The sequence below is a fragment of the Gammaproteobacteria bacterium genome, from assembly GCA_016712635.1.
Lineage (GTDB): Bacteria > Pseudomonadota > Gammaproteobacteria > SZUA-140 > SZUA-140 > JADJWH01.
In genome coordinates this window covers 1-24,087 of the sequence record JADJQS010000004.1, presented here as the reverse complement: position 1 = coordinate 24,087, position 24,087 = coordinate 1, and the positions used below count along the sequence as shown (strand labels likewise).

Sequence of the window (24,087 nt, the reverse complement as noted above, 5' to 3'; positions counted from 1 at the left end):
GTCCTTGAGTTCGATCACGCCGAGCACGCGGCCACCTTCGGCCACCACGAGCGGTGTGCTGCCGTGCCGCGCCACATCGTCTGCAATCTGGACTGCTTCGCCGGGAAGTTGCTGCCGTTGGACTCGACATGCCTGCGGATGGCGTCCATCGAGCCCTTGCGGATCTGACGGCCTCGAGATTGACCCCGCTCATGCGCGTCTGCGCCGAGAACGGCACGAACGTCGCGCCCAGCCCGAGGATGTCGCGTTCGCGCAGATTAAAGCGCTGCTTGGCGAGTATCACGATACTGCGCCCCTCCGGCGTCTCATCGGCGAGCGAGGCGAGCTGCGCGGTATCGGCGAGCTGCTGTTCCGAAACGCCGCGCACCGGCAGGAAAACCGCCGCCTGGCGGTTGCCCAGCGTGATGGTGCCGGTCTTGTCGAGCAGCAGCACATCCACATCGCCGGCGGCCTCCACTGCACGCCCGGAAGTCGCGATCACGTTCGCGCCCAGCATGCGGCTCATGCCGGCAATACCTATAGCGGACAAGAGCGCGCCTATGGTGGTCGGGATCAGGCATACCAGCAGCGCCACGAGCGCGGTGATCGTGACCGGCTGGCCGGCCTTGGCCGTGTCGACGGGAAAACGCGAGTAGGGCAGCAATGTGACCGTGGCCAGCAGGAACACCAGGGTCAGGGCCACCAGCAGGATGGTGAGCGCGATCTCGTTCGGTGTCTTCTTGCGTTTGGCTCCTTCGACGAGCGCGATCATGCGGTCGAGAAAGGTCTCGCCCGGGTTGACGGTGACGCGCACCACGATCCAGTCGGACAGCACCGTGGTGCCACCGGTGACGGCGGTGAAATCTCCGCCCGCTTCACGTATGACGGGCGCGGACTCGCCGGTGATGGCGCTCTCGTTGACCGAGGCCACGCCTTCGATCACCTCGCCGTCACTGGGGATCATGTCGCCGGCCTCGACCAGCACCACATCTCCGCGGCGCAGATCACTCCCGGATACGCGGTCATGGGCAGCCCCATGGCGTGGTTCGCGCAATTTTTCGCCATCACCGTCTTGCGCGTGCTGCGTAATGCCGCCGCCTGCGCCTTGCTGCCCTCGGCTGGCCATCGCCTCGGAGAAATTGGCGAACAGCACGGTGAACCACAGCCACAGGCTGGTGACGCCGATGAACCAGGTTGGCGCCTCGCCCTGGCCGCCAAACACCGGCTGCAGCCACAACCCGGTGGTGAATATGGCGCCGATATACACCACAAACATCACCGGATTCCTGAGCTGGACTCCCGCATCGAGCTTCTTGAAGGCCTCGACCACGGCAGGTTTGACCAGGGCGGGATCGAACATGGAAAGTGTCTTCGTCGTCATGATGATTACCTCAGTTTCCTGTCCACAGGATCAGATGCTCAACCGCCGGCCCCAGTGCCAGGGCCGGGACGTAGGTCAGCGCGCCGATCATCAGCACGGTGCCGATCAGAAGGCCCACGAACAGCAGCCCGTGTGTGGGCATGGTGCCGGGTCCGTGCGCCAGGCGCTTCTTCGCGGCCAGCGAGCCGGCGATGGCCAGCACCGGCACGATCACGGCGAAACGCCCGAACCACATGGCGACACCGAGCCAGCTGTTGTAGAATGGCGTGTTGGCGCCCAGGCCCGCGAAGGCGCTGCCGTTGTTGTTGGCGGCGGACGAGAAGGCGTACAGAACTTCAGAAAAACCGTGCGCTCCCGGATTGTAAATGGTCGCCCTGCCGGCGTCGGACATCACCGAGATCGCGGTGCCGATCAACACCAGAGCCGGCGTCATCAGGATTGCGATCGACACCATCTTCATGTCGAACGCCTCGATCTTCTTGCCGAGGTACTCCGGGTGCGGCGGCCGATCATGAGGCCGGCGACGAATACCGCCATCAGCGCGAACACCAGCATGCCGTACAGGCCCGGAGCCGACGCCGCCGAACACCACTTCACCCAGCTGCATCATCAGCATCGGTACCAGGCCGCCGAGCGGTGTGTAGGAGTCATGCATGGAGTTGACCGATCCGTTCGAGGCGGAAGTGGTCGCGGTCGCCCACAGCCGAGGCGCCGATGCCGTTACGGGTCTCCTTGCCTTCCATATTGCCGCCGGATTGCATATCAGAAGCGGCAATGTCCGCGCTCCGAGCACGGCCAGCCGGGGATTGCCCTGCTGTTCAAAGCTCATCGTGGCCACGGTTGCGACGGTAAAGATGACCGTCATCGCCGCCAGCACGGCCCCAGCCCTGGCGGTGTGTCGCCGACCGCCTTGCCGAAGGTGAAACACAGCGCCGCCGGGATCAGCAGAATCGCCAGGACCTCCAGGAAATTGGACAGGACATTCGGGTTCTCGAACGGATGCGCGGAGTTGACGTTGAAAAAACCGCCGCCGTTGGTGCCGAGCTGCTTGATGGCGATCTGCGAGGCCGCCGGACCCATGGGCAGGGTCTGCGCGGTCGTTGCCACCGTTTCGGTGACGGTCTGGCCGTTATCATCGGTATTGGATATCTCATAGGTCGTCGGCTCGAGCGTGGTAACTTCCTGGTAGGCAGAGAAGCTCTGAATCACGCCCTGACTGACCAGTACCAGCGCCAGGATGAACGACAGCGGCAACAGCAGATAGGTGGTGACGCGGTAGAGATCGGCCAAGAAGTTGCCGATGGTCTGCGCCGAATGGCGCGCGAAACCGCGGATCAGGGCGAAGACCACGGCGATGCCGGCCGCGGCCGAGACGAAGTTCTGCACGCCGAGGCCGAGCATCTGGGTGAGATAGCTCATCGTCGCCTCACCGCCGTAGCCCTGCCAGTTGGTGTTGGTCACGAAGCTGATCGCGGTGTTGAAGCTCGAGTCCGGCGTCACGTTCGGCATCTGCTGCGGATTGAGCGGCAGCCACAGCTGCAGGCGCTGCAGTGCGTACACCACGATGAATCCGATCAGGCTGAACACCAGCACCGCCAGTGCGTAGCGGCGCCAGCTCATCTCCGCGCTGCCGATGCCGCATACACGGAACACACCGTTCTCCAGCCGCGCGAGCGGTTGCCAGCGCGACGCGCTTCCATCAATCCGGTCAGTCGGCAGACCGAGCGGCTTGACCGCCGCCAGCAGCACGACCAGATAAAACGCCAACAGCAACCAGGATTGGTGGTCATTCAGAAATCCTCCGCCTTGATCAGGGCGTAAATGAGATAGGTGAATAGCAGGGCTGCAACCACGCCACCGATGATATAGATCGTGTCCATGAGGCCTCCTGTTACTTCTTTACCGAAAGTTGCCCGCAGACCAGGGCGAGCGCGAGCGTGCCGGCGAATAGTGCGCCTATCAGGGCGATCCAGGCAAAGTCCATGACATCCTCCAGTTGCGTCAACCTGGGGAGGAAGACTACAGAGGGTTATGGAAAAAGGATGAAAAAAAATCAGGAGGGGGTGTAAAAATCCCGTAAAAATCCCGCCTGGTGAGATAAGTCCCAACCAGACGTCGCGGCAGGCATGACATGCATGCCTATGTTGCCTATCGGTTAAATTCCCGCCACAACCATTCCCTGGCGAGCAGCTTCTCGTATACCAGCGGGTCGGCATCGGTCCTGGAGACCGTTGTCATCAGGTACGAGAGATCGCGCCGGCGGCGCTCGCCGCTGGCGATCACATTGCCGTCGGCGCCGATCGGCGTGTACGCAAGGTAGATGCGTGCGGATAGACGTCGCGTAGGATCCTGACGCCGGAAAATTGTGGCCTGTGCCAGGATTCGTAACCGCCGGCCATGTCGATGTCGGTGATGTTGATGATCAGCTTCTGGCCCGCGGACAGATGCTTCGCGGCGCTCTGCCGCAGGCAGGATGCGCGGCGGTCGACGAGGTACGGTGACCGGCGTCGGTGAAGTTTTCCGGTTCGATCAGGATGACCTCCACGTGTTCGCCGGTCGCATCGACGATCTCCGCAGAAAACTGGAGTGCAAGCAGGAAAAAAGCCAGTACGGGCACCAGACAGGGTGAATTCAAGGCTGACTCCACCCTTGCTTCTGAGGGAAATTGCCGTTCACCACCACGAGATTGTAATTAAAAAAGGGGACAGAGTTTAACCCTGTCCCCGCATGCCGGTTTCTTTACGGTGTAAAGACAAGGTTCGCCGAGAGCGACATCTGATCAGCGTTCGGATTGCTCTTGGTGTCGACCTTGTGGCTGACAGCGATGTACTGGTAATCGGTCTGCTGGATCGGCACGGAGGCGCGGCCCTTGGCATCGGTGGGATAGACCTCCTTGTTGCCCATGATCTCTATGTCGGCGTCCGCCAGCGGCTGCGAGCGATACAGGACCTGCACGGGCAGTTTGTCGCCGGGCTTGAGCTGGAGCGGATTGGCGAGGGGAACGATCTCCAGCTCGGTGCCGAGCGGCTTGCTGAACGCGGAGCTCCAGGCCAGGAGGTTCTTGTTGAATTTCTTCGAGTGCGACGAGGACCGGGAATCGCCGATTTCCCACTTGGGTTTGTTGGCGTATTTCTTGTCCATATTCTCGGTCCAGAAGCCGTTGTCGAATTCGACGGCGATCAGCGCGATGTCCGGGCCGGTGCTGATCTCCACCTTGCCGTCGCGCACGCTGGATGACACATCGCGCGCGTTTCCGTTCTTGTCGTAGGCACTCAGTCCTTCGACCTTCGCGGGGTCGTAACTCTCCAGTTCGCCGGGATGGCCATATACCAGGTGATAGTCATCAGAACCGCTGGCTACGATCCAGGCGTCGTGGGCGAATGCAGCCGCTGAGCTTAGCGTCAGCGGGATAATCAGGGCGGCTATTCTCATTTCATCATCTCCTCAGGTGTTGCAGCAGAATGTCGGTGTGGGGAAATGTCCGCCCGGCATACTACGTGCCGGGCGGAGCTTTGCCTACATGGTCAGCGCGATGCCGACCATTACATTGGTCGGCGGACGCGGTGAGTAGCTGGTCGGCACGTTCCCCTGCGTCGGATGCGGACCGCCGGTCACGTTTTCCGAATACACCTCGTCGGTCAGATTGTTGATGTCGAGGTACCAGCGCGCGGAACCCTCGTCGTTGTGACGCATGGTGTAGGTAACCGTCGCGTTGACCACGTCATAACCATCGTAGGTGATCGTGTTCGAGGCGTTCGTGTACCATTCACCGATTGACCGCAGGCGGATGCTGCCGCCCCATCCTGTCGGCGGAGAGTACCGCACGCCGATGTTCGCCACGTGCTTGGGCAGGCTCGTCAGTTCCTTGCCGACCAGGGCGGCATTGGGGTTCTTCTCGATCTCGCTGCCATAGAACGCGAAGGCGGTGAAGGCCTCTACATGATCGTACGACTCCGGATAGAAGCGGATCTCGCCCTCGATGCCGTCGCGCTGGGTTTCACCCGCGTTGATGAAGTTGGTCGTGTTGTTCGGGTCGGTCACGATATCGTCGGTGGTGTTGAGGATGAAGGCCGCCAGGTCGACGTACCACTGCGGCGTCGGTGCCCCGTTGATACCGACTTCATACTGCCAGAACTCGACAGTGTCGACGTCGATGTTGGGGTCGTACTTGGCATTGCCGCTGGGCAGGGCGAAGCCGTTCGCGGCGCTGGCGCGCAGTTCCCATTTGTCGTTCAGGGCCGAGCGCAGGCCGAGTTTCGGGCTGAGGTGATCGTAATCGTTCATGTCCGTGCTCGTGCTGGTCAGCTGATTGTTCCGGCTGCCGCCGAAACTGTCGTAACGGAAACCAAGGGTCGGGCGGAAAAGCGGATTCAGATCCAGATCCATCTGCCCATAGAGAGAGGTGGTATCGGTCTCATAGTCGTCGCGTTGCAGCGCCGTCTGGCGGACATGGGTTACGGTACGCCATTCATAGTACTTCATGTTTTCATTGTAATATTCCAAGCCGAGCACCCAGTTGCTGGGAGACCCGAATATGGAGTCGGCCCCATTCAGGCTTGCGCCGACGGCTCTGGCGTCGCGAGTATAGTTATATTCGGTCTGCGGCACGACGGAGGTGAGATTGAGGCTGGGATCGTTGGGATCGGCCACCGCCGCATTGGCGGCGTTCAGACGGGTCTGGAATCGCACAAAGAAGCTGTCGTTGCGATAAGCATAGGCGAGCAGCTTGAGATCGTCGTTGATCAAATGACTGAAATCCAGTCGTTGTGCATTGAGTTGTTTCTCGCCGGTATCGTCCTGCAGCTTGGTGAATGGATTTTCCTGGCGCCGGGTGTCATCGTCCTCGAACTGGTCGTTCAGAATATAGTTGGGGCCTTGCCATCTGCCACCATGACCGCGCAGCGAGAAGGCGACCTGTGTCTGATCGTTCACATCGTAAGCGCCGCGAAAGGCCGCGTTCATCTTGGAGTATTTAGAATGGTCGCGCCAGCCGTCGCTTGAGTAGCCCTGCATGGCGCCGTTGACCTGCAGCGGTCCGGCCTGGGTGCCGAACGCCGCCTGTGCGTCGAAAGTGCCGTAGGAGCCCGTGGACAGGTCGTAGTTCTGATACTCGCCGCCCTTGCGGGTGGTGAAGGCGGCTTGCCGCCGCGGGCGAAGTTCCCATACAGCGGCGAGACCGGACCCTTGTAGACGCTGACGCCCTCGAGTTCGAGCGGGATGATGATGCTGGTGTCGCCGTAGCCGTCGGCATGGGACTCGCCTTCGTTCAGGCTGATGCCGTCAAGTGACAGGCCGGCATCGCTGCCGTGGCCGCCGCCGGTGAAGCCGCGGATGGTGAAGACATCCGCCACGCCGCCGTGCTGGTACGCGACGGCGTTGAATCCGGCCGCCTCCTCGACGATGGTGAGGGGATTTTCCCAGCGCTGCGCCTGGATCGAGTCCTGGGAGATCACATTGACGCTGAAGGACCGATCCGCGTCACGCATGCCTTCGCCCTTGACCGTGATGGATTCCAGGCTGACCGGTTCGGCGGCGTTTACCCAGCCCGGATTGGCGCTAATAAATAGAGAACCGACGATGGAGGGGATCAGGTAAAGTGTCTTCTTTTTCATTATTCGCTTTCTCCTATAATCTAAAGTCCATGTTAAGTGTATGCTTGTAATGAATAAGATCAGTAGTAATATAAACGATTACTTCATAATTTACTACTTCATAATTAGTATGATCAGGCAGTCGCAACGGCAGTCCGGGCGCGGTTGGTAGTTCAGGGCGCGCATTTACGCGCCGGCAGGGGTCAGGGTCGGAACATCAGGTTGGTCGAGGTCTCGACCTCGTCCACATTGGGATTGCTCTTCATGGGTTCGACATGGGAGACGAAGACGTACTGGAAGTCGGCCTGCTGGATCGGAACCTCGACCTTGCCGGAGGCATCGGTGGTATACAGCTCCATATCACCCATCACCTCGACATCGGCATGCGCCAGGGGCCTGGATTTGTAGAACACCTGGATCGGGTACTTGTCACCGGGGTTTAGTTTGAGCGGATTGGAGAGCGGGACGATCTCGAGGTCGAGGCCGACCGGGGCGGCGAGCGCCGGGGTCCAGGCCAGCAGGTTCTTGTTGAACAGCCGGATGTGGGCCGAGGTACGGTAACTCGGGACCTTCCACTTCGGCGCCGCGGCGGATTTGCGGTCCGGGCCGACGGTCCAGAAGCCGTGGTCGTAATAGAGGGCGACCAGCGCGGTGTCCGCCCCCGTCTGGATCTCGACCTTGCTGTCCTGCACGCGGGTGCTGGTGATTTTGGGCTTGCCGGCGGTGTCGATGACGTAGGTCTCCTCGACATGCGCCGGATCGTAGGGCTCGAGCTCACCGGGGTGTCCGAACACCAGTTCATGCGCCTTGCCACCGGCCATCGGGACCAGCCATACATCATGCGCCAGTGCAGGGGTGCAGGCCAGGCCGGCCGCGGCCAGAGACGCCAGGATCGTGCCTTTCATATTCGAAATCTCCGTGCAGAATATTGTCGTGGATCCGCTCAGCGTTGCATGAGCGCCGTGTCCGGGATGCGGCGGACATGCCCGATGTCGCCGCCGACGAAGACGGCGACGAAATGTCCCGCCGGCCGCTCGAAGGTGTAGAGGCCGTCGCTGAATTTGCCGGTCATCAGCGTCTTGCCCTGGTCGTCCTTGACGAAGATCTTGTCCTCGTCTCTCCGGCGGGCGAGCCGTCCTCGTAGCCGGCCTCGCAGGTGACGGTGTTGTCCTTGTTGTCGAAACAGTCCATGTAGGGTTCATGGGCCCAGGCGGCGGTGGCGCCGCCCAGGCTCATGATCAGCCCCAGGATCAGTTTCCCGTGGCTGCGCGGATCCATTACTGGATACCGAAGGTGAGCGTGGAGGTGTAGGACTCCACGTCGCAGACCTTGGTGTCGGGGTAGGGCTGCTCTGCATTCGCCTTGATCAGCCAGGTGCCGGTGGACAGGATCCTGATCGAGGCCGTGCCGTCATCGTCGGTACCAACCGCATAGGCGAAGGTGTTCTCCTCGTTGGAGAAACCGGCGTAGGTCGCGTAGATCATGCCGTCGTAGGGTTTGCCGTGCAGCAGGACCTGGACCTTGAGGTGGTCGTTCACCCTGGAGATCGGCCGGATTGTCGAGCGGATAATCTCCAGAGGGTGCTCGAAGCGCTTGCTGACGTCGCCGGCGCCAGCGCCGACATTGAACACCGCCTTCATGGTGTTGGACGAATACGAGCACTTGATGATGTCGCTGAGGCCTTCCTTGGACTGGCGCTTGTTGCCGCTCTTGGTGCGCGTGTAGAAGCCGCCTTTCTGCGCGGCCAGGAGCATATAGGCCCCGGCGGTCTTCAGCTCGGGCGTCGCGTAACCGGCGTCCTTCTTCTCGAGGCCGCTGCGGCTGCCGTCGGGATTGATCAGCTCAATGGTTCCGACGCGGTCCTCGGCCATGAAACCCGAGAGCGGGAAGCTGTGTCCCCAGCCGAGATACACCGTCGCCGCCTTGTCCGGCGCCGGGGTGTAGTCGGTGGCCATGACCCAGGGGAAATGGGCGTGGCTCGTTGACGCGCCCAGGAGCAGGCCGGCGGCGGCGCCGGTTTGCAGCAGAATCTTGAAACGATTGGTCTTCATGAATGGATTCCTTTTATTGTTGGAGTTGCGTCGTCATCAGTAACTGACTTTCACATCGGCGAAGAGGGTCCGGCCCTGGTAGGGGTGGGAGACGTAGTAGCGCTCGTCCAGCAGGTTGTTGATGCCCGCGCCGACCTCGACATGCTGATTGACGTCGTAGTTGATCCTGGCGTCGAAGACGGTGAAGTTGCTGACGGCGTCGATCGCGTGCCGGTTTGTATCGGAGTTGTCGAGCGAGGCGCGCGAGCGTCCCGAGTAGCGGCCGCCGAGGGTGTAGTCGAGTTTGTCGCTCTGGTGGTAGGTCAGGGCGAAGGCGGAGCGGATCCGGGGGATGCGGTAGAACTCATTGCCCACATTATTCGAATCCCCGCTGTCCTTCAGTACCTCGGACTCGTTGAACGCGACGTTCGTGTGCAGGTCGAGGCCCTGGACGCCGAACAGGGTCCAGGTGTCGTACACCCACTCGATGCCGCGGATGCGCACGTGGTCGACGTTCAGATACAGCGTTTGGTTGAAGTTGGCATCGTCGGTGTTCTGGTTCAGGTACCTGAAGATCGTGTCATGGGCGTCCTCCGCCCAGAACGACACGCGCATGATGGCGTTGTCGAGTGCGGTCTCGATGGTGTAATCGATGGAGAGCGCCTCCTCAGGTTTGAGATCCGGATCGCTGGCGATGATCTCATTGGCAGAGATGCTGCCCTGGTACAGCTCGTCGACGGTGGGGAAGCGGGTGGATTTCGCCAGCGACAGGCGGTAGCGCAAGTCCTGGTTGGGGGTGTATTCCAGCGCCGCCTTTGGGAGAGACCGCGCTCTCGCTGCGATCATCATAGGCAATGGTATCCGTCGTGTTGGAGCGCGAGCCGTTGCTGGCCTTCCAGTTTTCAAGGCGGAGGCCGAGCACGGTCTTCCACTGCTCGGCGAACTGCCAGGCATCCTGTGCGAACATCGCCGAGATCTCGGTGGTGCCCTGGTTGGCGGCGGTCTGTGACACAGGCTCGCCTTCGCGCCAGTCGTCAATGGTGTAGTTCTTCTGCTCCAGGTCGTAGTTGCTGTGGTGCGCGCCCACAGTCAGCCAGTGCTCGGCATTCTCGCCGTACTTGTTGTCGGCCTTGAAATCCAGGTTCCACCAGCCGCTGCCCTCGCGGCGGCTCAGGGTGCCGCCGCCGCCCGTGGAGTAGGCGATATTCGACGGGACGCTGCTGGTGCGCTGGTCGTTCTCGGTCTGGTCGTAGATCGAGGCCGCGGCCTGGTAGTTCCAGCCTTCGCTGTGTTTGCTCTTCAGGGTCGCGGCGTACATCCAGTTCTCTTCCGCACCGGAACGCGGGGCGAACACGCCGTTTCCGATGTTGTAGCGGAAGCCGTCAATGTTGACCGGGCCGCTGTAGACGAGATCGCCATTGGTGTCGCGCAGGTAGGTGGTGTATTCCGGTTCACCGGTGAGTGAATCGTTGGTCCAGGAGGCCAGGGTGAAGCGGCCTTCCAGTTCGGGGGTGATGTCGTAGCCGAGCTTCAGCTTGAACTCATCCTGCTCGGTCGTCTCGATGCCGCTGCCGACGACGCCGATGTGGTAGCGGTCGTCATTGCGGCGATCCTTGATCAGGTAGGCTCCGCTCGCGATCTCGGTCTCGTTGCCCTGCAGCGCCGTGGTGCCCGGGGTGAGGAATGCCCAGCCCGTCGGCTGTCCGGTGAATTCCAGCGTGCTGACGCCGAGCAGGTAGGAGAATCGACCCATCCGGTCGCCGACCAGAGCGTTCAGAACGTGCCCGTCGTAGGTGTCGTCGGTGCCGTTGACATCGAAATCCTGGCGGTGCGCGGTCAGCTTGGCGCTGGCCTCGAAATCGTCCGGCATCTGGGTCGTATAGATTACCGCCGCGCCCATTGCATTGCCTGAATAGAGCGCCGAGTAGGGACCGTAAATCACGTCGACGCGCTCGATCTCCTCCGGCAGCACCAGCGACCAGCGCGGCGAGTTCTGGTGATCGCTGCCGAGGAAGTTGCTCAGCAGGACGCCGTCCGCCATGACCAGTCCGCGCGCGCTCTGGATATTGCTCATGCCGCGTACCTCCAGTGCCGCGTTGCGGTCGCCTATGTAGCGCTGGCGCACGTTCAGGTTGGGCAGGTAGCGCAGGGAATCCTCGGCCGTGGGCATGTTGAGCCGGTCGAGCACCTCCTCCGAGATGGTGGCGGTGTTCGCCGGGATGTTCGGATCGATGTCGGGCGCCGAGGTAGTCACCGTGAACATCGGCAGGTTGGTGACGGGCTGCTCTGCGCCCGCTTCCGGCTCGCCTTCCTCGGCGGCGTAGGCCGGCGCCGCCAGGGCGATGAGCAGCGCGGCGTGCAGGGGCTTCAATCGAAATTCTGGTGACATGACGTGGATCTCCTCGTGTCGGTAGTGACTGTTATGGGTTGTGATATCGGGTCGGATGTCGTGTTGTTTCTGTTTCAATGCAGAACAGACCCGCCTGTGCGCCATGCGAGCTCGACGAAGCAGGTGCGTCCGGAATAGGGGTGTCCGACGAAGTAGCGTTTGTCCGCGATGTTGTCGATGCCGAGTCCAACGGACGATGTTTTGCCGATCCTGTAGCTGACCTTGGCGTCGAAGACGGTGTACTTGCTCACGCTGTCCAGGGCGTTGGATTTCACCTCGATGTTTTCCAGCGTGGTGTATTGCCGGCCTGAATAGCGGCCGGCCAGGCTGTATGTCAGGCGGCCGGTCTGGCGGTAGCTGGCCGCCAGGCCCGCGCGCGCGCGCGGTATGCGGTAGAACTCGTTGCCTTCAGTGGCGGGATTCCTGCGGTTCTCCACGATTTTGGAATCGTTGAATGACACGTCCGCAGCCAGGTCCAGGCCGGTAACGAACGCGTCGCGACCTTCGTAGGCAATCTCGACGCCGTGAACCCTCACCCGGTCGATGTTCTGGTAACTGGTGACGGTCGGGACCACGATGGTGTTGTTCTGCCGGAACAGGACATCGCGGGTGTCTTCCCGGTAGAGCGAAAAACGCACGGCGCCGTTGGCCGCCGCCTTCCGTGCGGTGAAATCCGTGAACAGTCCACGTTCCGGCTTGAGGCCGGGATCGCTGTTGATGATCTCGTTGCCCGAGATCGCGCCCTGGAACAGCTCGGTCACCGTGGGGAAGCGGTTGGCCTTGGCGACCGCCAGGCGGAACAGCCATCCGTCCGCGGGCGCGAACTCGACCGCCGCCTTCGGCGACAGCGCGGATTCGCTGTGGTCGGGATAATCGACGGCGGTCGACGCATTCGCGCGCGTCCCATTGAAGGCGCGCCACTTCTCGACCCGCAGGCCCAGGACCGATTTCCAGCGCCCGGTGAATTCCCATGCATCCTGGGCGAACATGGCCTGGGTCTCGGTCCTGCCGGTGTAAGAATCGATCAGGCCGGCGGCATCGTCGCCACGCCAGTCGTCGGTGGCGTAGTTGTCCTGATTCATTTCATAGAGGTCGTAGTGGTAGCCCAGCGTCAGCCGATGGCGTTCGAGGCGAGTCTCCGCCTTGGCATCAAACGTCCTCCAGCCGCTGCCGCCCCATTTGTTCAGCGTGCCGGCGCCGCCCGCGAAGGCCGCCGGTGGCGCCGTCGTTGGAGTTCCGGTGACGTTTTCCTTCATGTCGTAAAGGGACGCGGAGGCCTCGTAGTTCCAGCCCTGCTCGCGCCGGGTTTTCAGCGACGCGGCGTACATCCAGTGTTCCTCCTCGCCCGCGCGCGGGGCGAACGTGGTGTCGGCGAGGTCGTAGCGGAGGCCGTCGAGGTCGATCGGTCCACTGTAGACGGGGGTGCCGTCGGCGCCTCTGAGGTAGGTGGTGTCGCCGGCCCGGCCGGAGAGGCGGTCCATGCGCCAGGAAACGAGCGTGAACCTGCCCTCGGTATCGGGCGCGAGGTCGTAACCGAGCTTCAGCTTGAATTCGTCCTGCCCGGTGTGCTCGATGCCCGCGCCGCCGACGCCGACGAGGATCACGTCGTCGCCGTTGCGGTTCTGCACCGGATAGGAGCCGCGGACCACGGTTTCCCCGCCGCTTGCGGCGCTGGTCGAGGGCGCGAGCGTGACGAACTGCGTGGGCTGGCTGGTGCCGTCCAGTCGGCTGACGCCGAGCTGGTAGGAGAAGCGGTCGCGGCGGTCGCCCAGCAGGCCGTTGACGACGTGTCCGTCGTAGGTGTCGTCGGTGCCGAAATACTCGAATTGCTGACGATGGAGCAGCAGGTGCGCATCCGCCTGGGGACCGTCCGGCATGCGCGTGGAGTAGACGATGGCGGCGCCCATCGCATTGCCGGAATAGAGCGCGGAATAGGGCCCGTACATCACGTCCACGCGCTCGATCTCCTCCGGCTGGATCATGGACCAGCGGGGCGCGGTTTCATGCTGCGAGGAAAGGAAATTGCTGAGGAGCATCCCGTCCGCCAGCACCAGGCCGCGGGCGCTCTGGATGTTGCTCGTGCCGCGCACCTCGATCGGGGTGTTGCGGTCGCCGATGAATCGCTTGCGCACGCGCAGGTTCGGTGCGTATTTCACGGCGTCCTCGGCGGTGGCGACATTGCGGCGCGCCAGTTCGGCGCGCGTTACGGAGACGAGATTCGACGGCAGGTCGGGATCGAGATCCGGGGCGGACTCGGCGATCGTGATCGAAGGGAAACGGATATTGCCGGTATTCACGCCGGCGGCCCTGATCACGGCGGTGTTGGCTCCGGTGAATTCAAACGCGAGATCGGACCCCTGCAGCAGGCGCTCCAGCGCCTCCTCCGCCGTGAACCGGCCGTTGATCCCCGGGCTGCGCAGATCCCTGACCAGCCCGTCCACGTACAGTGTCTGGAGTTCCGCCTGCAGATACAGCGACTTCAGTGCGCCGGACAGGGACTGCGGCGGGATGTCGAGTTCGAACACCCGCGTCTCGGGGAAGGCGGCATCCCAGGGCAGGGCAAGGGAAGCCAGGGTCAGGCAGCCGGCCATCATCATTCTTATCCCGCGTGCATGGAAGGTTTTCGGTCCCGAGAACAGGCGCACGGAGATATGACGCAGCAGGCCGGATGGAATCGTCATATTTTTTTCTTAGAGGTGTGATCCCGGTGGCCCATGGGAGGTGTCGCGGGGCTGGCGGTCACGCGCCGACGCCCTCGGCGGGAAGCCCCGGTAGCGCCTGGGGCACGGCGCGGGATGGCGTGGGGAAGAGGGCTCAGGCTGGTATCAGCGAAAGGATCGACCATCCTGGCGGACCCGTCATGGTTGGGTGGGGTCTCTATCTGCGGTTCTCCGGGCGCGCGAGCAGCAGGATCCCCGACTGTTCCCGTACCACGGAGACCGGCAGCATCGCCTCGATGGCGCCGAGCATGTCATCGATGCCGTGGATGCTGAACGTGCCGCTGATCCTGTATGCGTTGATCGCGGGGTCGCTGACACGGATGTCGATGCGGTTGTAGCGCGCCATCTCGCGCGCCAGCTCTTCCAGCGTCACGCCGTTCAATACCAGCAATCCTTCCGTCCATGCCGTTCTTGCGTCGGCATCGACCGCACGGACCGGAGAGATCCTCCCCGCCGCGTCGTAGTCGAATGCTTCACCGGCCATGAGCCGGTGCGCATGTCCATGCTTGTCTACGGTGACGTCCACGATCCCGTCCAGCACGGCGACGGAGGTGGTGCCCTCATCAATGCGCACATCGAAGCGCGTGCCGATGTCGCGGATCCGGCCGTTGCCCGCCAGTACCTCGAACGCTCTGGCGTCGCCCTCGGCGATGGTAAACAGGGCCTCGCCCCGTTCCAGCCGTACGGTGCGGCTGTCTTCGGTGAACATCACCGTCAATCCGGAGTCGACGTTGAGGTTTACCGTCGAACCGTCCGGAAGGCGGATGTCGCGTTGCTCCACTGACGAGCGCGCGAACGACTGCGGTGCTTCCGGCGGGACATGCAGCCAGAATACCGAAGCAAGTGTGGCCAGGACGAGTGCCGCCGCCGCTGCTGCGGGCAGCAGGCGGATCCGGCGCCGCCGCGGATAGGCGCGCGCCGCGCGCATTTCCGGGATAACTGCCGATTTGAAGGGTTCCATGCCGTCCCAGGTTGCGCGCACCTCGTCATAGGCGCGACGGTTCGCCTCGGCCTGGCCGAGCCATTCATCCAGTGCGCGGCGATCCTCGTCCGTGCATTCGCCGGAGTGGACACGGGCAACCCAGTACAGCGCCTCGGCGCCGGCCCTGCGTTCATCGGGTGTCTGGCGGTCGCTCATCGGGCGCTCATGCACATCGGATTCTGCTGCGGGTCATGAATCGTTAAGACGCACCGGCCCGGCGAATGACGTCACAAATCTGCCTTGCCGCTATTCCGGCTGGCGGTTGAGGCGGCGATGGAACCTTTCCAGCGCCTTGACGATGTAGCGTTCTACGGACTTCTTCGAGATGCCGACGCGTTGGGAGATCTCCGCGTGGGACAGGCCATCGATGCGGTTGAGCAGGAACACGGTGCGGCAGGGGCGGAGACCGGCGAGGATCTCGCGGAAATTCGCGATCTGCCTGGAGGCGTCCACCGCAGCATCGGGCTCGGGTCCAGTGGAGGCGAGCGCCTCGGCCTCCACGCCGGGGCTGATACGGTCTGTATGGACACGGCGGCGCCGCAGATGGTCCACGGCGAGATTGGACGCGGTCTTGAACAGATAGGCATGCGGGTTCCGATCTCGCCGGGATTGGGATGTCTCCAGCAGTTGCAGGTAGGTTTCTGCGTAACATCCTCCAATTTCCTGAGATTCCAGTCGGCGACCCAGAAGCGGGACAAGTCGCGGGCCGTACTGTTCAAAGAGGGCGCTGACAAATTCGTTGCTGCACTTTGGCCATGACGAGAGGGGTGTTTGTTTAATTAATAATACTTAATTACAAATGATCATATTAATTACCATGACCCCGGGGAGTCGTCAATGATTTGTCCCTTATATATGTCAGTCGTGCATGCCTGGGAGACGACTCATCGAGCAGTGATGCCACGCCAGCACGGGCATTCCGGGCCGCGAGTGATCGGTCTGCGAGGGTCCGCGGGCGCGGCGGGAGAGTGGAGGAACTGCCCAGCCAGTACACCGGCGAGAACAGGACCAGCAGGGTGAAGATCTCGAGGCGGCCGAGCAGCATCGCGAAGGTGCAGAGCCACTTCGCGACGGGGTTGATGTCATGGAAGGTGACGGGACGTCGCCCAGGCCAGGGCCGAGGTTGGTGGGTGGCGCTGATGGCACCGGAAGGCGGTGACCTGGTCGACCCCGGTGGCCATCACCAGGATCATCAGCCCGATGAAGATGGCGACGTAGACCGAGAAGAAGCTCCACACGGCGTCCAGCACCGGCTTGGGTACGGTGCGCCCGCTGATCTTGATCGGCCGGACCATGTTCGGGTGGATCAGGCGCATCATCTCGCGGATTCCGACCTTGCCGAGCAGCATGATGCGGATCACCTTGATGCCGCCCGAGGTCGAACCCGTGCAGCCGCCGATATGGGCGGCGAATATCAGCAGCAGCGGGGTGGCGAGTGGCCACAGGAAAAGTCGGTCGTGGTAACCGGTGGTCGTGATGACGGAGGCCACGTGAAACGCGCCGTACCGCAGGGCCTCGAGCGGACTGCCATAACTTTCCCCGAGATACAGCAGCACTGAAGTGACAGCGATGAGGGCGGCGACGATTACGAGGAACGTCCGGGTCTGCGGGTCGCGCCAGTAGGAGGACGCGCCGCGCCCGTGAAAGAACAGGAAATGCACGTTGAAGCTGATGCCGCCCAGGAGCATGAAGACGATGGCGACCGATTCAACGGCCGGACTGTTGAAGAAACCCAGGCTTGCATCGTGGGTGGAGAAGCCGGCGGTCGCCAGGGTGCTGGTGCCCGATGGCGTCGAAGGCCGACATGCCGGCGAGCCAGTAGGCCGGCGCATGTTACCGTCAGCGTCAAATAGATCACCCATACCGCGCGTGCCGTGCGCAATGCGCGGGGTGAGCTTTGTCTTTCATCGGACCCGCGGTCTCGAGGCGGTAGAGCTGCATGCCGCCGACGCCGAGCATGGGCAGGATGGCGACCGCGAGTACGACCACGCCGATGCCGCCGAGCCAGCGCCAGTTGCTGCCGGTATATCAGGATAGAAGGCGGCGGGGCGTCGATGCCGACGATGACGGTCGCGCCCGTGGTGGTGAAGCCCGACACCGCCTCGAATACCGCATCGGTGATACTGAGATGCGCCCCAGAGCCAGCGGCGGGCTGCCCAGCATGCCGAGCAGGATCCAGAACAGCGCGACGACAAGGAACGCCTCGCGATTGTGCAGCTCACCCCTTGTGGCGGCGGGTGGGGTACCACAACATCAGTCCCGGCACGGCAATCAGCAGGATGCTCTGCACGAAGTGCAGCGCCTCGCCGTCGCGGGTGTAGAGCGCGACGAGCAGCGTGGGGATGAGGGTGAGGCTGAACAGCAGGAGAAAGATCCCGACGATGCGGGTGACGATGGGAAAACGCATGGCGGATGAAATGTCAGCTCAGCCCGTGCGGGCGGGCGGCTCGTTCCCTGTTGGCGGCGTTGTTCCGGGTGGAGAGATTAGAAGTGATCGGGCAGACGGTGTCAAACGGACGTCGGCCCGTCCGGCGTTCGCGGTCGGCCATCGATGTTCTGCTTCACCGTTATTGATAATGAAAGATCAATATAGTATGGTGGCTGCCAAATCGGGGAGCACCGATGCAGGAACGCAATACGAGGCAGAAGCAGCAGATCGTCGCCCGGCTGATACAGGAGGCCGGCCATCCGCTCACCGTCCGGGAGATCCTGGACCTGGGGCGTAGTCACATGTCGAGCCTGGGGATTGCGACTGTGTACCGGACCGTAAAACGGTTGCTCGACGCCGGTGAACTGCAGGCCGTGGTCATCCTGGCGACACCGTCCGCTACGAAACGGTCAAAGCACCCACCACCACCATTTCAAATGCAATCGCTGCGACCGTGCTTCGATCTCGACGGCTGTATAAAGGAACTGAAAAGCATGGTTCCACGGGGCTTCAAGGTGGAAAACCACGAGCTGACGTTCTACGGTTACTGCCGGGCTGCGCGGTGAAGCGGGATGACGCCATGGATCTCATGAAGCAGCGGCCGCTGCGTATGCCGTCACTCTTCTCGGCGCCGCTCTGCTGCTATGGCAGGCGTTGCCTGCTCCATCATCAGGCCGAGCACGCCCTGACCCCACCGGAGGAGACCTGTCCGCTGTGTCAGGCGGCGGACCATATGCAGTACGGCCTGGTGATGACTATCCTCCCGGCGGTCATGCTTTCGGTATACATCCTGCCCCATGCCGTTTTTTCCATGCGCTTTCCGTTTTCCGTGCGCGGACCCTCCGCCCGCAGCCCCCCCGTCGGCCGCCCGGCCTGAGATTCACACAAGGAGTTTCATCCGGTGGCAGACATGGTGTCGCGCCGCCGGCACACAATCCGGAGGATACAATCGTGATACGAGACATAATCACAGTAGCGTGCGTTCTGCTGGGCGGCATCGCCGTCGCACAGGCGCACGAGGCAGGACATGAGCACGGCGCCCACGAACACGGCGCCGCACGCCTGGATATCGCGGTCGAGGGCGGAACCGTGCAGCTGGATCTCGACAGTCCGGCGGTCAATCTGGTCGGCTTCGACCACGAGCCCGGAAATGCGAAGGAGCGGTCGACGCTGGATAAGGCGGTCGCCGACCTGAAACAGGGGGGCAAGCTCATGTCCTTCACGCCGGCCGCACAATGCTCGCAAAAGCGTGTCATGGTGAAGAGCGGGCTGCTCGGGCATGAAGGCGAAGCGGATCACGGCCACGGGCATGAGGCCGACAAGGGGCATCACCATGAGGACGAGGCCGATCACGATCACGGGCACGAGCATGAAGGCGAGGCCGGCGGAGAGGAGCATGCGGACATCGCGGTGTTCTGGGAAATCAGCTGTGCCCGCGTGGACGCGCTGAAGGAGATCGACCCAAAGAGGGATTCTTCGGGCGTTTTCCGGGGACCAGCCGGCTGGAGGTGCAGGCCAGTTGCCGGGCGGCCAGACCGGTGCGCAGCTGACGCCGTCGGCCACGAAGCTGAAGCTGTCACAGTGAGGGGGGAGGAGCGGGGACTCTCCCCGCTCCGTTTCCGGGATACCTTATTCATGAATGAGGTTCTCATCGACGTCCGCGGGCGGAGTTCGGGATGGAACCGCGGCGGCGCGCCGGCTGGCCACCGAGGCGGCTCCAGGTGGCGCGGGGCGAGCGGCTGTTCCTGAAGGGTCCGGAGCGGGAGCGGGAAGAGCACGCTGCTGAACCTGCTGGGCGGGGTACGCTGGCGCAGCGCGGGACGGTGTCGGTGCTGGGCCAGGACCTCGGCGTGCTGACCGGCTCGGCGCGCGACCGCTTCCGCGCGGACCATGTCGGCTACATCTTCCAGCTCTTCAACCTGGTGCCGTACCCGAGCGTGCTCGACAACGTACTGCTGCCCCCTGCGCTTCTCGCGGGCGCGGCGCGCGCATGTGCTGGGGCGCGGAGGCCTGCGCGCCGAGGCGGGCCGCCTGATCTCCCAGCTCGACCTGGGGGAGAGCTGCTCGACCGCGCGGCGACGGAGCTCAGCGTGGGCCAGCAGCAGGGGGCGGCGGCGCGCGCGCGATCGGCGGCCCGGAGCTGGTGATCGCCGACGAGCCGACCTCGGCGCTCGACGTGACACACGCGCGCTGTTCCATCAGCCTGCTGATGGAGGAGTGCGCCGCCCGCGGCGCGACGCTGGTGTTCGTGAGCCACGACGCCTCACTGGAGTCGCTGTTCGACCGCGGCCTCAATCTGCGGGACATCAACCAGGCCGGGAGGATCGCCCATGTCGATGCTTGATCTCGCGGTGAAGAGCCTGTGGAACCGCCGCCTGGCGGCGGTGTTCACCTGTGTGCGATCGCCTTCAGCGTGACCCTGCTGCTCAGGTGGAACGCCTGCGCACCGAGGCGCGCAGCGGTTTCGCCAACACCATCTCCGGGGTCGACCTGATCGTGGGCGCGCGCCAGTGGCGGCGCAGCTGCTGCTGTATTCGATCTTCCACATCGGCAGCGCGACCAACAACATCGACTGGCAGAGCTACCAGGATATTGCCGCCCAGCCCCAGACCCGCTGGGTGGTGCCGATCTCGCTCGGCGACTCCCATCGCGGCTACCGCGTGGTGGGGACGGAGCCGGCGTTCTTCGAGCACTACCGCTTCGCCGGCGAATCCGCACGCCGTCCTTCGCGGAGGAGGCATCTTCCAGACGCCCTTTGAGGGCCGTGCTCGGCGGCGCTGTCGCGCGCCTGGGAGTATCGGCTCGGGCAGGTGATCGTGCTCGCCCACGGCGCCGGCGAGGTGACCCTGATGGAGCACGCCAACATGCCCTTCCGCGTGAGCGGGCATCCTCAGGCGCACCGGCACGCCGATCGACCGCTTCGAACCTGGGTCAGCCTGCAGGGCATCACCGCGATCCACATCGCTTGGAGGCGGCGTACCGATTCGGCCTGCACGTGAACCCGGAACAGGCGATGCACATGAATCTGACGCCAAAGACCGTCACCGCGCTGCTGGTCGGCCTGGAAGTCCGGCATCGCGACCTTCCGTGTGCAGCGTACATCAATGACTACCGCGGTGAACCGCTGCTCGCGATTCTGCCCGGGGCGACCCTGCAGGAGCTGTGGGACCTGGTCGGCGTGGGGCGAGCGCGTGCTGCTCGCGGTGTTTTAGGTTCGTGGTGGTCGTCGGCATGGCCGGCATGGCGTTGACCGTGCTGCTGGCGGGGCTGGAGGCGCGGCGGCGGAGATGGCGGTGCTGCGTTCGGTCGCCGGCGCACCCGCGCCAGATCCTGACCCTGATCCTCGGGAGACGGCGGCGCTGACGCTGGCGGGGATCGCCTAGGGGTGGTCCTGCTCTACGCCCTGATCCTGATCCTGCGACCGGTGCTGGAGTCGCAGGGCCTGTACCTCGGACTTGCGCCGCCGACGCCGCGCGAGCTCGCCGACTGCTGGGGACGGTCTTCGGCGTCGGTCTGCTGAGCGGTCTGCTGCCGGCCTGGCTCGCCTACCACCGTTCGCTCGCCGACGGGCTGACGGTTCGATTATGAGGAACATTCCATGAAGTATCTTGCACTGAGCGCCTTCATCATGGTGCTGCCGCTGCTGACCGCCTGCCTGATGGGGCGCGGGGCAGTAGGTGGGGTCGCGCACCAGGTCGTGGATCTGCCGAAACCGGCCGCAGCCTAACCGTGGCGGCGGAGAAATCCACGGTCTGGAGGTCGAGGTCCTCAGCTGGGATAATCTGGTTGCCCGACGATTTTCGTCCGGACACGCTGCTCGAGGAATACGACGTGCAGAATCTGAGCGACGACGATCCGCGCGCGCAGGAGCTGATGAAGAAGCTGCAGACGATGTGGAAGGAGGCGCCGGTGCTGAGCGCCCTGCACAACCAGACGGTGAAACTGCCCGGTTTCGTGGTCCCGCTGGAGGGTGACGGCCAGGTGGTGAACGAATTCCTGCTGGTGCCCTATTACGGCGCCTGCATCCATGTGCCTCCGCCGCCGGCGAACCAGATCGTTAACGTCAAGGCGCGGGGTGCAACGTGCAGGTGCGACGCCTGTTCGACACAGTGTGGGTGACCGGCGTGATGAAAGTGGAGCTCACCTCGAGCGGGCTAAGCGAGACAGGCTACACCCTCAATGCGCTCAAGTCCGAACCGTACAAGAAGTTGAATAGCGATAGGCCCGCGGCGCGATCCCGAAACGTCGTGCCAATTCAATCCCGGAGCGATAAAGGCCGGTCTGACATGAGCCTGCGCGGGTTCCCCGCATGGCGGGCCTGTATCCTTTCAGCCGCAACTGCGGCCATCGTCGGCGGGCCGCGCCCTCACATAGCCGATGGCGCACCCCCATGCGTGGATCGATGTTGAAATAAACCAGGTGCGCGCTGGATTCTCGGTTCTTTTCGCATGGCGGCCTTTGGCATGACCCGGCTGTTCGACGAGATTTATCTCCCGCCTACGTGACGCAAGGCCTCACGTTCAGCGGTGTGGATGCAATTGACGCCCAGCGGTCCGGCAGGATTCTCGCGGTGATGATGTAGTTAACCGCCAGGTTTCATTACATGACCCGGGCCGAGGCCGGAGCGGATGAGGTGGAGTCGGTGAGTTCCCACGGAGACCGCGATCGATTTCAAGGGCCGCCGCCTGGAGTTGAGCTTCTCACCTCCCGTTCGCGACAGCGGTGTCGGCGCGGAGGTCCCGGTCGCGTACTCCGTGCATGACCCGACCGGCTACATCGAAATGCTGTGATGCGGAGGTGACGCCGGCGCCATCCGGCTGATCAATGCGCCGGCGGACTGCCGTTACACCCTGCAGCCGCCGCAACCGGACCTGGCGCGGGTACGCGAGGCGGCGGCTCCTCGATCGCACCCAGAGCGCGGGTAACGGGCTGCGTGTTCTTCGCCGAGCGGGTCACGATACGGTGGGACAGGCCGCGCTGAACCGGCTCGTGCTTGTATGAGCTTTATGATGCGGATGATTGCGATATCAGGGCTGCTGGCGCATCTCCTCCGCCGGTGGCCGATCCCGCCGTTCCCGCGTTCACTCCGGCCCGGCGCGATCTGCCTTCGGTCGCCAGCGCGTGGCCGCGCGGCTACCACCTTTCCAGCAGCCGGCGCGCATCCTCCAGGATCAGCGTAGTTGATTCCCGGGATCATGAACAGGGTGACGATCGTGGCGAACATCACCCCGAAGGCCAGCGACACCGCCATCGGGATCAGGAACTGGGCCTGGGTGGATTTCTCGAACACCAGCGGGATCAGGCCGAAGAAGGTGGTCAGCGAGGTCAGCATGATCGAACGGGAGCGGGCGGTGCCGGCGGCGAGCACCGACTTGAGCAGGATACGGCCGCTGTCACGCGTCTCGCGCAGGCGTCGTTTGTTGATGTAATCCACCATCACCAGGCTGTCGGGCACCAACGCCACTACGCCGACCAGGGCCATCAGCCCCATCAGGCCTGGCGATGGTCAGATCCACGCGCATGAACCAGTGTCCGATGACGGCGCTGATGATGCCGAAGGGGATGACCGCATATGACGATGAACGGCTGCGCGTAGGAGCGGAACGGTAACGCCGGCAGCGCGTGGATGATGAACAGGACGAACAGCAGACCCAGTTCCATCGAGCCGAAGGTTCCCGCCTGTTCGCGCGCCTCGCCCTCGAGCGAATAGGGACACCCCGGGATACTGGCCGCATCAGCCCGTCCAGGAAGGCGGTCAGGTCGTTCTGCAGCACCGCTTCATGTTGGTCGCTTCCCTGTCGATGTCGGCGGTGACGTGCTGATGGTGCGCGCCCGGTTGATGCGGTAGATGGCCGCTGCGCTCTTGCCCGGCCTGGAGGACGGCGACGTTGTCGAGCGGGATCAGGCGGGTCGTCGGGCGCGGTGATGCGCATCTGCTGCAGGCCGGCCAGCGCGTGGTGCGCTCCGCGTGCGGGAAGCAAACGATCACGCGCACGTTCGTCGCGTACGCGCTGGATGCGCTGGACCTCGATGCCGAAGAAGGCGTTGCGCACCTGGCGGATCAGATCGGAGAGCGCGTCAGGCCCAGCGCCTCGCCCTGCGCGTTCAGCTCGATCTGGTATCATTCCTGCTTGCCGTCCGACAGGTTGTCGACGATGTCGAACACCGTCGGATAGGTCTCCAGCCGCGCAATGCACGATAGCTCCGCGACCTCCGCCAGCGTCCTGAGGTTCTGTCTCGCTCAGCTGCACGGGGATGGGTTCCCCCGCGCGCCCGATCTCGGCGCGGTAGGTGAGCGACTCCGCCCCCGGCACTGCCCCGGATCATGCGCCGCCATTCCTCGACGAGCTGCGCGCTGGTGATGTCCAGCGTCCGCCGCTCGGGAGACACGATCCGGAAGCGGACGGTGCCCCCTGTGCGAGCTTGCCGGCCGAGCCGGTGGAGGCGAAGATGTTGAGGATGACGCTTCCGCCGGCGGCCTCGTCGCGGTATTTGTCCCGGGTAGCTGCTGCGCGGCCTCGGTCATCTTCACCACGCAGGCGTCGGTGATGTCGAAGGCGGTGCCGGTCGGCATGATCAGGTGGCGG

Annotated in this window: 21 protein-coding genes and 6 pseudogenes; 9 read left to right on the top strand and 18 right to left on the bottom strand. The window is 63.4% G+C overall.

Translation table 11 applies throughout. The annotated features are described in order from the left end of the window. The 17 genes and pseudogenes from kdpB to IPK65_06700 form a co-directional block, all read right to left on the bottom strand. Nucleotides 1–1,360 (bottom strand): annotated as a pseudogene (kdpB, locus tag IPK65_06780) (potassium-transporting ATPase subunit KdpB). 10 nt (nt 1,361–1,370) lie between these two features. Beyond that, a pseudogene (kdpA, locus tag IPK65_06775) lies at nt 1,371–2,980 on the bottom strand (potassium-transporting ATPase subunit KdpA). 170 nt (nt 2,981–3,150) lie between these two features. Next, a complete protein-coding gene (kdpF, locus tag IPK65_06770) occupies nt 3,151–3,240 on the bottom strand; it encodes a K(+)-transporting ATPase subunit F (GenBank protein MBK8162841.1) in 90 nt (29 codons plus the stop codon). 268 nt (nt 3,241–3,508) lie between these two features. Beyond that, nucleotides 3,509–3,742, bottom strand: coding sequence for a DUF3016 domain-containing protein (locus IPK65_06765; protein ID MBK8162840.1), 234 nt, complete (start codon nt 3,740–3,742; stop codon nt 3,509–3,511). Continuing rightward, the gene (locus tag IPK65_06760) at nt 3,640–4,026 is read right to left on the bottom strand and encodes a DUF3016 domain-containing protein (protein ID MBK8162839.1); all 387 of its coding nucleotides are present in this window, start codon (nt 4,024–4,026) and stop codon (nt 3,640–3,642) included. Before IPK65_06760 ends, IPK65_06765 begins: the two co-directional genes overlap by 103 nt. A 73-nt stretch (nt 4,027–4,099) precedes the next feature. Further along, a complete protein-coding gene (locus IPK65_06755) occupies nt 4,100–4,792 on the bottom strand; it encodes a DUF4198 domain-containing protein (protein ID MBK8162838.1) in 693 nt (230 codons plus the stop codon). An 84-nt stretch (nt 4,793–4,876) separates the two neighbouring features. Beyond that, the gene (locus IPK65_06750; protein ID MBK8162837.1) at nt 4,877–6,373 is read right to left on the bottom strand and encodes a TonB-dependent receptor; all 1,497 of its coding nucleotides are present in this window, start codon (nt 6,371–6,373) and stop codon (nt 4,877–4,879) included. Further along, on the bottom strand, nt 6,319–6,972 hold the full coding sequence (locus tag IPK65_06745) for a TonB-dependent receptor plug domain-containing protein (protein MBK8162836.1): 654 nt from the start codon (nt 6,970–6,972) through the stop codon (nt 6,319–6,321). Before IPK65_06745 ends, IPK65_06750 begins: the two co-directional genes overlap by 55 nt. 182 nt (nt 6,973–7,154) lie before the next feature. Further along, nucleotides 7,155–7,856, bottom strand: coding sequence for a DUF4198 domain-containing protein (locus tag IPK65_06740; protein MBK8162835.1), 702 nt, complete (start codon nt 7,854–7,856; stop codon nt 7,155–7,157). A gap of 38 nt (nt 7,857–7,894) precedes the next feature. Next, a pseudogene (locus tag IPK65_06735) lies at nt 7,895–8,187 on the bottom strand (hypothetical protein). A gap of 41 nt (nt 8,188–8,228) precedes the next feature. Continuing rightward, nucleotides 8,229–9,002 (bottom strand): DUF4198 domain-containing protein, encoded by a 774-nt coding sequence (locus tag IPK65_06730; GenBank protein MBK8162834.1) that lies wholly within the window; start codon nt 9,000–9,002, stop codon nt 8,229–8,231. Between the two features lie 36 nt (nt 9,003–9,038). Next, complete coding sequence (locus IPK65_06725) at nt 9,039–9,764, bottom strand: TonB-dependent receptor (GenBank protein ID MBK8162833.1); 726 nt, start codon at nt 9,762–9,764, stop codon at nt 9,039–9,041. After that, nucleotides 9,682–11,370, bottom strand: coding sequence for a TonB-dependent receptor (locus IPK65_06720; GenBank protein ID MBK8162832.1), 1,689 nt, complete (start codon nt 11,368–11,370; stop codon nt 9,682–9,684). The genes IPK65_06725 and IPK65_06720 overlap by 83 nt, the downstream gene beginning before the upstream one ends. Nucleotides 11,371–11,444: 74 nt before the next feature. Further along, complete coding sequence (locus tag IPK65_06715) at nt 11,445–14,051, bottom strand: TonB-dependent receptor (protein ID MBK8162831.1); 2,607 nt, start codon at nt 14,049–14,051, stop codon at nt 11,445–11,447. 196 nt (nt 14,052–14,247) lie between these two features. Continuing rightward, nucleotides 14,248–15,228, bottom strand: coding sequence for a FecR domain-containing protein (locus tag IPK65_06710; GenBank protein ID MBK8162830.1), 981 nt, complete (start codon nt 15,226–15,228; stop codon nt 14,248–14,250). A gap of 90 nt (nt 15,229–15,318) precedes the next feature. Then, complete coding sequence (locus IPK65_06705) at nt 15,319–15,852, bottom strand: sigma-70 family RNA polymerase sigma factor (GenBank protein MBK8162829.1); 534 nt, start codon at nt 15,850–15,852, stop codon at nt 15,319–15,321. A 28-nt stretch (nt 15,853–15,880) separates the two neighbouring features. Then, a pseudogene (locus IPK65_06700) lies at nt 15,881–17,479 on the bottom strand (potassium transporter). Between the two features lie 215 nt (nt 17,480–17,694). Here IPK65_06700 and IPK65_06695 point away from each other — a divergent pair. The 8 genes and pseudogenes from IPK65_06695 to IPK65_06660 all read left to right on the top strand — a co-directional run bounded on the left by IPK65_06695 (nt 17,695) and on the right by IPK65_06660 (nt 21,909). After that, nucleotides 17,695–18,066: pseudogene (locus IPK65_06695) on the top strand (transcriptional repressor). 14 nt (nt 18,067–18,080) lie between these two features. Beyond that, nucleotides 18,081–18,377, top strand: a complete 297-nt coding sequence (locus IPK65_06690; GenBank protein MBK8162828.1) for a hypothetical protein — start codon at nt 18,081–18,083, stop codon at nt 18,375–18,377. A 74-nt stretch (nt 18,378–18,451) separates the two neighbouring features. Then, nucleotides 18,452–19,249, top strand: a complete 798-nt coding sequence (locus tag IPK65_06685) for a DUF2796 domain-containing protein (protein ID MBK8162827.1) — start codon at nt 18,452–18,454, stop codon at nt 19,247–19,249. Beyond that, a complete protein-coding gene (locus IPK65_06680; protein ID MBK8162826.1) occupies nt 19,177–19,647 on the top strand; it encodes a hypothetical protein in 471 nt (156 codons plus the stop codon). Before IPK65_06685 ends, IPK65_06680 begins: the two co-directional genes overlap by 73 nt. Further along, complete coding sequence (locus IPK65_06675) at nt 19,644–19,844, top strand: hypothetical protein (protein MBK8162825.1); 201 nt, start codon at nt 19,644–19,646, stop codon at nt 19,842–19,844. The genes IPK65_06680 and IPK65_06675 overlap by 4 nt, the downstream gene beginning before the upstream one ends. Beyond that, a pseudogene (locus IPK65_06670) lies at nt 19,831–21,088 on the top strand (ABC transporter permease). Before IPK65_06675 ends, IPK65_06670 begins: the two are co-directional and overlap by 14 nt. 198 nt (nt 21,089–21,286) lie before the next feature. Then, complete coding sequence (locus IPK65_06665; protein ID MBK8162824.1) at nt 21,287–21,619, top strand: DUF3299 domain-containing protein; 333 nt, start codon at nt 21,287–21,289, stop codon at nt 21,617–21,619. Further along, nucleotides 21,583–21,909 (top strand): hypothetical protein, encoded by a 327-nt coding sequence (locus IPK65_06660; GenBank protein ID MBK8162823.1) that lies wholly within the window; start codon nt 21,583–21,585, stop codon nt 21,907–21,909. The genes IPK65_06665 and IPK65_06660 overlap by 37 nt, the downstream gene beginning before the upstream one ends. A gap of 434 nt (nt 21,910–22,343) precedes the next feature. On the opposite strand, the gene IPK65_06655 is transcribed toward IPK65_06660, so the two are convergent. Continuing rightward, nucleotides 22,344–22,991 (bottom strand): efflux RND transporter permease subunit, encoded by a 648-nt coding sequence (locus tag IPK65_06655; protein MBK8162822.1) that lies wholly within the window; start codon nt 22,989–22,991, stop codon nt 22,344–22,346. A gap of 397 nt (nt 22,992–23,388) precedes the next feature. Between IPK65_06655 and IPK65_06650 the strand changes: the two genes are divergently transcribed. Then, nucleotides 23,389–23,676, top strand: a complete 288-nt coding sequence (locus IPK65_06650) for a hypothetical protein (GenBank protein MBK8162821.1) — start codon at nt 23,389–23,391, stop codon at nt 23,674–23,676. Nucleotides 23,677–24,087 lie beyond the last annotated feature (411 nt).

Excerpts from the sequence above, each read along its gene's own strand:
- IPK65_06655 (MBK8162822.1), bottom strand. The coding sequence starts at position 22,991 with ATGGGGCTGATGGCCCTGGTCGGCGTAGTGGCGTTGGTGCCCGACAGC.
- kdpF (MBK8162841.1), bottom strand. The coding sequence starts at position 3,240 with ATGGACACGATCTATATCATCGGTGGCGTGGTTGCAGCCCTGCTATTC.
- IPK65_06755 (MBK8162838.1), bottom strand. The coding sequence starts at position 4,792 with ATGAGAATAGCCGCCCTGATTATCCCGCTGACGCTAAGCTCAGCGGCT.
- IPK65_06745 (MBK8162836.1), bottom strand. The coding sequence starts at position 6,972 with ATGAAAAAGAAGACACTTTACCTGATCCCCTCCATCGTCGGTTCTCTA.
- IPK65_06740 (MBK8162835.1), bottom strand. The coding sequence starts at position 7,856 with ATGAAAGGCACGATCCTGGCGTCTCTGGCCGCGGCCGGCCTGGCCTGC.
- IPK65_06710 (MBK8162830.1), bottom strand. The coding sequence starts at position 15,228 with ATGAGCGACCGCCAGACACCCGATGAACGCAGGGCCGGCGCCGAGGCG.
- IPK65_06680 (MBK8162826.1), top strand. The coding sequence starts at position 19,177 with ATGGAACCGCGGCGGCGCGCCGGCTGGCCACCGAGGCGGCTCCAGGTG.
- IPK65_06715 (MBK8162831.1), bottom strand. The coding sequence starts at position 14,051 with ATGACGATTCCATCCGGCCTGCTGCGTCATATCTCCGTGCGCCTGTTC.
- IPK65_06750 (MBK8162837.1), bottom strand. The coding sequence starts at position 6,373 with ATGCAGGGCTACTCAAGCGACGGCTGGCGCGACCATTCTAAATACTCC.
- IPK65_06720 (MBK8162832.1), bottom strand. The coding sequence starts at position 11,370 with ATGTCACCAGAATTTCGATTGAAGCCCCTGCACGCCGCGCTGCTCATC.
- IPK65_06730 (MBK8162834.1), bottom strand. The coding sequence starts at position 9,002 with ATGAAGACCAATCGTTTCAAGATTCTGCTGCAAACCGGCGCCGCCGCC.
- IPK65_06690 (MBK8162828.1), top strand. The coding sequence starts at position 18,081 with ATGGATCTCATGAAGCAGCGGCCGCTGCGTATGCCGTCACTCTTCTCG.